The 6019-nt window shown below is 60.7% G+C and carries 7 protein-coding genes; 2 read left to right on the top strand and 5 right to left on the bottom strand.

Going from position 1 to position 6019, the window contains the following annotated elements; translation table 11 throughout:
* Window positions 1-227: 227 nt before the first annotated feature.
* From WBG04_RS14990 to WBG04_RS15005, 4 genes are all read right to left on the bottom strand, one after another.
* Complete coding sequence (locus WBG04_RS14990; protein WP_424315263.1) at window positions 228-1166, bottom strand: UDP-glucuronic acid decarboxylase family protein; 939 nt, start codon at window positions 1164-1166, stop codon at window positions 228-230.
* Window positions 1167-1315: 149 nt separating this feature from the next.
* Window positions 1316-1678, bottom strand: a complete 363-nt coding sequence (locus WBG04_RS14995) for a four helix bundle protein (protein ID WP_424315264.1) — start codon at window positions 1676-1678, stop codon at window positions 1316-1318.
* Window positions 1679-1911: 233 nt separating this feature from the next.
* Entirely contained in the window at window positions 1912-2772 is an 861-nt protein-coding gene (locus tag WBG04_RS15000) for a GbsR/MarR family transcriptional regulator (protein ID WP_424315265.1), read from the bottom strand.
* Window positions 2773-2956: 184 nt separating this feature from the next.
* The gene (locus WBG04_RS15005; protein ID WP_424315266.1) at window positions 2957-3883 is read right to left on the bottom strand and encodes a ribose-phosphate diphosphokinase; all 927 of its coding nucleotides are present in this window, start codon (window positions 3881-3883) and stop codon (window positions 2957-2959) included.
* A 69-nt stretch (window positions 3884-3952) separates the two neighbouring features.
* On the opposite strand from WBG04_RS15005, the gene WBG04_RS15010 reads away from it, so the two are divergent.
* A complete protein-coding gene (locus WBG04_RS15010; RefSeq protein WP_424315267.1) occupies window positions 3953-4906 on the top strand; it encodes an exosortase/archaeosortase family protein in 954 nt (317 codons plus the stop codon).
* 4 nt (window positions 4907-4910) lie between these two features.
* Window positions 4911-5645 (top strand): exosortase-associated EpsI family protein, encoded by a 735-nt coding sequence (locus WBG04_RS15015; protein ID WP_424315268.1) that lies wholly within the window; start codon window positions 4911-4913, stop codon window positions 5643-5645.
* A gap of 30 nt (window positions 5646-5675) precedes the next feature.
* On the opposite strand, the gene WBG04_RS15020 is transcribed toward WBG04_RS15015, so the two are convergent.
* A partial coding sequence (locus tag WBG04_RS15020; protein WP_424315269.1) for a hypothetical protein occupies window positions 5676-6019 on the bottom strand: 344 nt, incomplete at its 5' end.

The raw sequence follows: 6019 nt of genomic DNA on the forward strand, positions 1-6019 counted from the left end.
GGAGGTCGGAGGTCGGAGGTCGGAGGTCGGAACGAGTCAGGCCGTCCTCGTCTATTCCGACTTTCAGACTTTCAGACTTTCCGACTTTTAGACCGACCTGTCCGCCGTAGCCTTGGCGAAGGAGGAAACACTGAAGCACCGAAACATTGGCTACCGACTCCTAGGGTGAGGCGACAGGGCAGGAATGCCCTTGCTCCCTTTTGCTTTCCGCTTTCAGTTTTCCACTTTCAGCTTTTCCCACTGACGACGTCCGCAAAGTAGGGGATGGTGCGGTCGAGGCCTTCGTCGAGGTCGACGGTGGGTTGCCAGCCGAGCTCGGTGGTGGCGAGGGTGATGTCAGGCTGGCGCTGGAGGGGGTCGTCGCCAGGCAGCGGATGGAAGGTGAGCTTGGATTTGCCGCCGACCTTCTTGAGGACTTTTTCGGCAAGCTCGAGCATGGTGAATTCGCCGGGGTTGCCGATGTTGACCGGGCCGGTGAGGGTCGGGTGGTTCATCAGGCGGACGAAGCCTTCGATGAGGTCATCGACGTAGCAGAAGGAACGGGTCTGGGTGCCATCGCCGTAGATGGTGATGTCCTCGCCCTTGAGGGCCTGGACGATGAAGTTCGAGACGACCCGGCCGTCGTCGGGGAGCATGCGCGGGCCGAAGGTATTGAAGATGCGGACGACGCGGATCTCGACGCCGTTCTGGCGGTGGTAATCGAAGAAGAGGGTTTCGGCGCAGCGTTTGCCTTCGTCGTAGCAGGCGCGGATGCCGATCGGATTGACGCTGCCCTTGTAGCTTTCCGGCTGGGGGTGGATTTCGGGGTCGCCGTAGACTTCGGAGGTGGAGGCCTGGAAGACGCGGGCGTTGACGCGCTTGGCGAGGCCGAGGCAGTTGATGGCACCCATCACCGAGGTCTTGGTAGTCTTGATCGGGTTGTGCTGGTAGTGCGGCGGCGAGGCCGGGCAGGCGAGGTTGTAGATCTGGTCGACTTCGAACTTGAAGGGGTCGATGACGTCGTGTCGGACCATTTCGAAGTACGGATTGCCTAGTAGGTGGGCGATGTTCTTCTTGCGGCCGGTGAAGAAGTTGTCGAGGCAGATGATGTCGTGCCCCTCGTTGAGGAGACGTTCGCAGAGATGGGAGCCGAGGAAGCCGGCTCCGCCGGTGATGAGGATGCGCATGGGGAGAAGAAAAGCGGAAAGTTGAAAGCGGAAAGCTGAAATTTAAAGGCAGAAAGCGGACAACAGAAAGTTGGAAGCTGAAAGTTGAAAATTAAAGGCAGAAATCTAAAGTCAGAAAGGGGAAAGTTGAAATAGGAAGAGGTGGGGCGCTAGTCGCGGGTGCGGATGATGATGGTGGTCATGATGGCGATCAGCTCGTTGGCCTCGCTTTCAAGGGGAATGGTGGATTCTTCGGTGATGCCGCACTCCTCGCGCAGGAGTTCGAACCAAAGCTGCGCTTCATCCGCCTCTTGGAGTGCTCCGCCCAGTTTTGAGATGAATTCGGCATCGGACCGGGCGCGGGAAGCTTCCCGCACATGAGCGGCGACGGAAGTTCCCGCACGGAGCATCTGCTTGCCGCATACCTGCGTCTCAGGCTGATCCTTCGGAAGTGCTACGAAGAGCCGGATCACGGCGGCGGCAAAGCGTTTCGTCCGCTCCCTGAATGCGTCCGGCAATCTCCCTTTCCTCATGGCTTCCGTTCTCCAGTTTCAGATTCCAAATTTCTGCCTTCTACTTTCTGCCTTCTACTTTCTGCCTTCTACTTTCTGCTTTCTGCTTTCTGCTTTCTGCTTCCCCCCCTCACGCTGCCGCCCTTGGTCGATTTTCCTTGGGTGAGGAAAAAACCGTGTGGTTTGAAGTGTCAGGGGGATGTCAGGTCGCGGAGCGAGGTGGCTCAGCTTGTGTTAGAACAGATTGCCGGTTTTCAGTTTTCAGTTTTCTGCTTTCTGCTTTCTGCTTTTCCTCCGTCTAGCAGGGTCAGCGCGGGGATCAGGTCTTGGGTGAGTTCGTGCCAGCGCTGGAGGCTGGAAAGGCGTTCGTTGAGATGGGCGGGAAGGTGGTCGTCGGCCTGCTGGGTGGCCTCATCGAGGAGGCGGCCACCGGCTTCGAGGCCGGGGAGCAGGGTTTCCTCGAGGAAGCCAGCGGCGAGGCGGCGCATGGAGAGCTCGGGGCGGTAGTGGGTGCCGCGTTCGCTGGGGATGACGACGATTTCGACGGCGCGCATGCGCTCGAGGAGTTTGAGGCCGGTGGAGGCGCTGGCTTTGCTCAGGCCGGAGCGCTCGACGACCTGGGTGAAGCTGATCGGGGCGTCGGCGACAAAGAGGGTGCTGTAGATCTGGGCGGCGGAGCGTGGCAGGCCGACGGTATCGGCGACGCGACAGAAGTAGCCAGTGATCGAATCGGTCACGGCAGTCTCAGAGAGGCTCGGGGGAGTCTGAGGCACGAGGGGAGAAAGCACATTCAGAGCCATGTGTTCAAGCTTTTCTGAACCAAATGAACAAACTCCCGCGGTGCCGAGTGCCGAGTGCCGAGTGCCGAGTGCCGAGTGCCGAGTGCCGAGTGCCGAGTGCCGAGTGCCGAGTGCCGAGTGCCGAGTGCCGAGTGAGCAGTGAAAGGCCGTCGAAGGTCCGAAGGTCCGAAGGTCCGAAGGTCGAAGGTCGAAGGTCGAAGGTCGAAGGTCGAAGGTCGAAGGTCGAAGGGCGAAGGGCGAAGGGCGAAGGGCGGAGGTCGAAGGGCGAAGGGCGGAACGAATCAAGTCGGTCCCATCACTTCTCACTTTCGACATTGAGACTCTCCGACTTTTAGACCAAGACGCCGAAGTAAGGGCTACCTGATGCGGTGACAGGGCGGCCGCCTCCGCAAAGCTTCGTCCGCCGCTGAAGCTAGGGCGGATAGGATGACGCGCCGGGGGAATGCCATTGCTCCCTTCTTCTTTCAGCATTTCAGTTTTCAGCTTTTCAGCGCTCCCCTCAAACCTGAAACAGCGACGTCACCGACTGGCCGCCGGCAATCCGTCGGATCGCTTCGGCCATCAGCGGGGCGATGCCGCAGACGTGGACTTTTTCCCCGCTGGCCTGAGGGACCGAATCGGTGGTGATGACCTCCTCGATGGCCGAGTTCTTGATCCTTTCCCGGCCCATGGTGTCGAGCACGGCGTGGGATACGCCGGCAAAAATGCGCTTGGCGCCCCGGGCTGCCAGAATTTCCGCGGCCGCGCAGAGCGTCCCGGCGGTCTCGGTCATGTCGTCGACGAGGATCACGTCACGACCTTCGACGTCGCCGATCACGTTCATCGCCTCGACCTGAGTGGCGCTGACGCGGTGTTTGGCGACGATGGCCAGCTCGGCGCCGATGGCATCCGAATAGGCGCGCGCCAGCTTGGTGCCGCCGACATCGGGCGAAACGACCGTCAGTCCGGAAGGATCCCCGACCTTCTCGCGGATGTAGCCGATCAGCGCGGGCTTGGCATAAAGGTGGTCGACCGGGATATCGAAGAAGCCCTGGATTTGAGGCGCGTGCAGGTCCATCGTCAGCACCCGGCTGACACCGGCGGAGGTCAGCAGGTTGGCGACGAGTTTGGCGGTAATCGGCACGCGCGGCTGGTCTTTCCGGTCCTGGCGGGCGTAGCCGAAGAAGGGCATCACGGCGGTAATCCGCTCGGCGGAGGCGCGGCGAGCGGCATCCACCATGATCAGCAGCTCCATGATGTTGTGATTCGTCGGCGGGCAGCTCGGCTGGACAATGAAGACATCCTCGCCCCGGATGTTCTCGTTGATCTTGACGAAAGTCTCGCCATCCGGGAACGAAGTCACACTGACGTCCGCGAGTCGGGTTCCGAGTTCTCCGGCGATGCGCTCAGCGAGCGCCCTGTGAGCGGTTCCAGTGATCAGCTTCATGAGACGGTGCGCAAGGGGCGGATTGTTGACAGGCACCATGGGATCGGCAACCCTGCATCCACAGGAAAGATGGAAAACCCTCCAAACGAAGAGGCCACGCGCCCAAAAGAATCTGTCATCTGGCCCGGCGCCATCGCCGCGGCGATGGTCGTGGCCATCTTTTACTTCCTGGTGAAAGGTTTCGGACCCGACCAGTCCCAGAGCCCGCTGGTCTGGCTGAAGTCCGCGTGGAACCCGGAAACCGACTTCGAACACGGCTTCATGGTGCCGATCATCATGATCGGTCTGCTCGGCTGGCAATGGAGGGCGCTGCGCGACGGGGCGACCGAGGGCGATTGGCGCGGGCTGGTCATCGCGGTTTGTGGCGTGATCGGATTCGTGCTTGCCCACCGCACCGGACAAGCGCGTCTGGCGGTGGCCGGCCTGCCGCTGATCCTGTGGGGCTCGGCCTGGTTCCTGTGGGGCTGGCAAGTCGCCAAAATGACCTTCTTTCCGCTCTTCCTGCTGTGGCTGGCGGTCCCCCTGCCCCAGTTTCAACAAGCCACCACCGAACTGCAGATCCTTTCCACCAAGCTCGCCAAAGTCGGCTGCGGATGGTTCGGCGTCGATGTCGAGGTGCGGGGGACGCAGATTTTCTCCGTCGGGGACAAATGGGCTCCACTGGAAATCGATGAAGGCTGCGGTGGCATCCGTTCGCTGATGGCGCTGATCCTGATTTCCTCGGTGTGGGCCTACCTCGCCAAGATGCCACTTTGGAAAAAGATCATCCTTTGCCTCTCGGCCTTCCCGCTGGCCATTCTCGGCAACATGCTGCGGCTCACCTCGATCTTCGTGATCGCCGAATACGGCAACCCGGAATTCGCCCGCAATACCTGGCACGACTGGTCCGGGCTGCTGATTTTCTACCCGATCTCGCTGGTCATGCTGCTGGTCCTGCACTCGATTCTCGAAGGCGGCATGCCCAAGCTCAAACGACTCAAGTCCCGCAAGCGGGTCGTCACCCGCCAAGCCTCCGCCAACTGATCCGATGAAGCGCTCCCTCATTCTCACCCTCGTCCTCGGGCTCGGCCTTTCCGCCATCTTCGCGATGCCGGAATTCAAGCAGGCCGAGTGTGCGCTCGATACCGAAATTCCGGACCTGATCAGTGGCGGACGCACTGCGAAGTACCCCGCCTCCGACAAGGAGCTCGCGATCCTCGCCAAAGACACCGAGTTCTCCAAAGCCAAGTGCCTCATTCCCCGCAAAGAGGAGATGTCCTACATCACCATGGAAAGCCCGATGGATTTGATCGACCTGTCGATCGTGCTCTCCGGCTACGACCTCGCCAACTCGATCCACCGCCCCGAACGCTGCATGCCGGCACAGGGCCACAAGATCATCAGCAGCCAGGCGGACCACCTCGAACTGGACAACGGTGAATCGATTCCGCTGACCCGGCTCGTCTCGAAACTGACCGTCGCCACCGGCTCGCCCGAGGACCAGCAGCACATCACCTACGACAGCCTCACCTACTACTTCTTCGTCGGCAACCGCGAGATCACCAACAGTCACACCGAGCGGACGCTGATCGACATCAAGGACCGGGTGCTCCACGGTAAAGCGCAGCGCTGGGCCTACGTCAGTGCCTCGATGCAGTTTCTCGACCAACCGGATCCGCCCTTCGGTGCGCCGCCGACCCTCGAAAAAGCGGACAAAAAAATCCGCGAGCTCCTGAAGGAACTCGCGGAAAGAAACATCGACTGGGACGACGTGAAGGCCTGAGGGTTTTCGGCGGGGAAGGCTTTTAGTCCCCTATTCCCGGGGTGGCTCGGGTTGCACTCGGGCGTTTTCGAGGAACTCGATGGTTTGGTCTAGATCCTTTTGGAATGGCGAGCAATCGAGCATCCAGTAGTAGGGGTGATGCAATGCCTCGGACTCCGAAACAAGGTCGCGCGCGCGCAGGAACTCATGCAATGCCTCACCCGCCCGTCGTTCCTGCATCCATCGAAAGTACCACTCGCGGTGAATGGCCTGCGCCAGATGGAATCTCCCTCGAAACACCGGCTCAAGAAAACCCTGCAGCTCGATGGTCCGTTGCAGTTCTGCTTCGGCCTCATCATGGCGTCCTGCGACGGACAAGGCATTCCCAAGATTGA

Origin of the sequence: Haloferula sp. (assembly GCF_049672945.1) — a bacterium.
Taxonomy (GTDB): domain Bacteria; phylum Verrucomicrobiota; class Verrucomicrobiia; order Verrucomicrobiales; family Akkermansiaceae; genus Haloferula.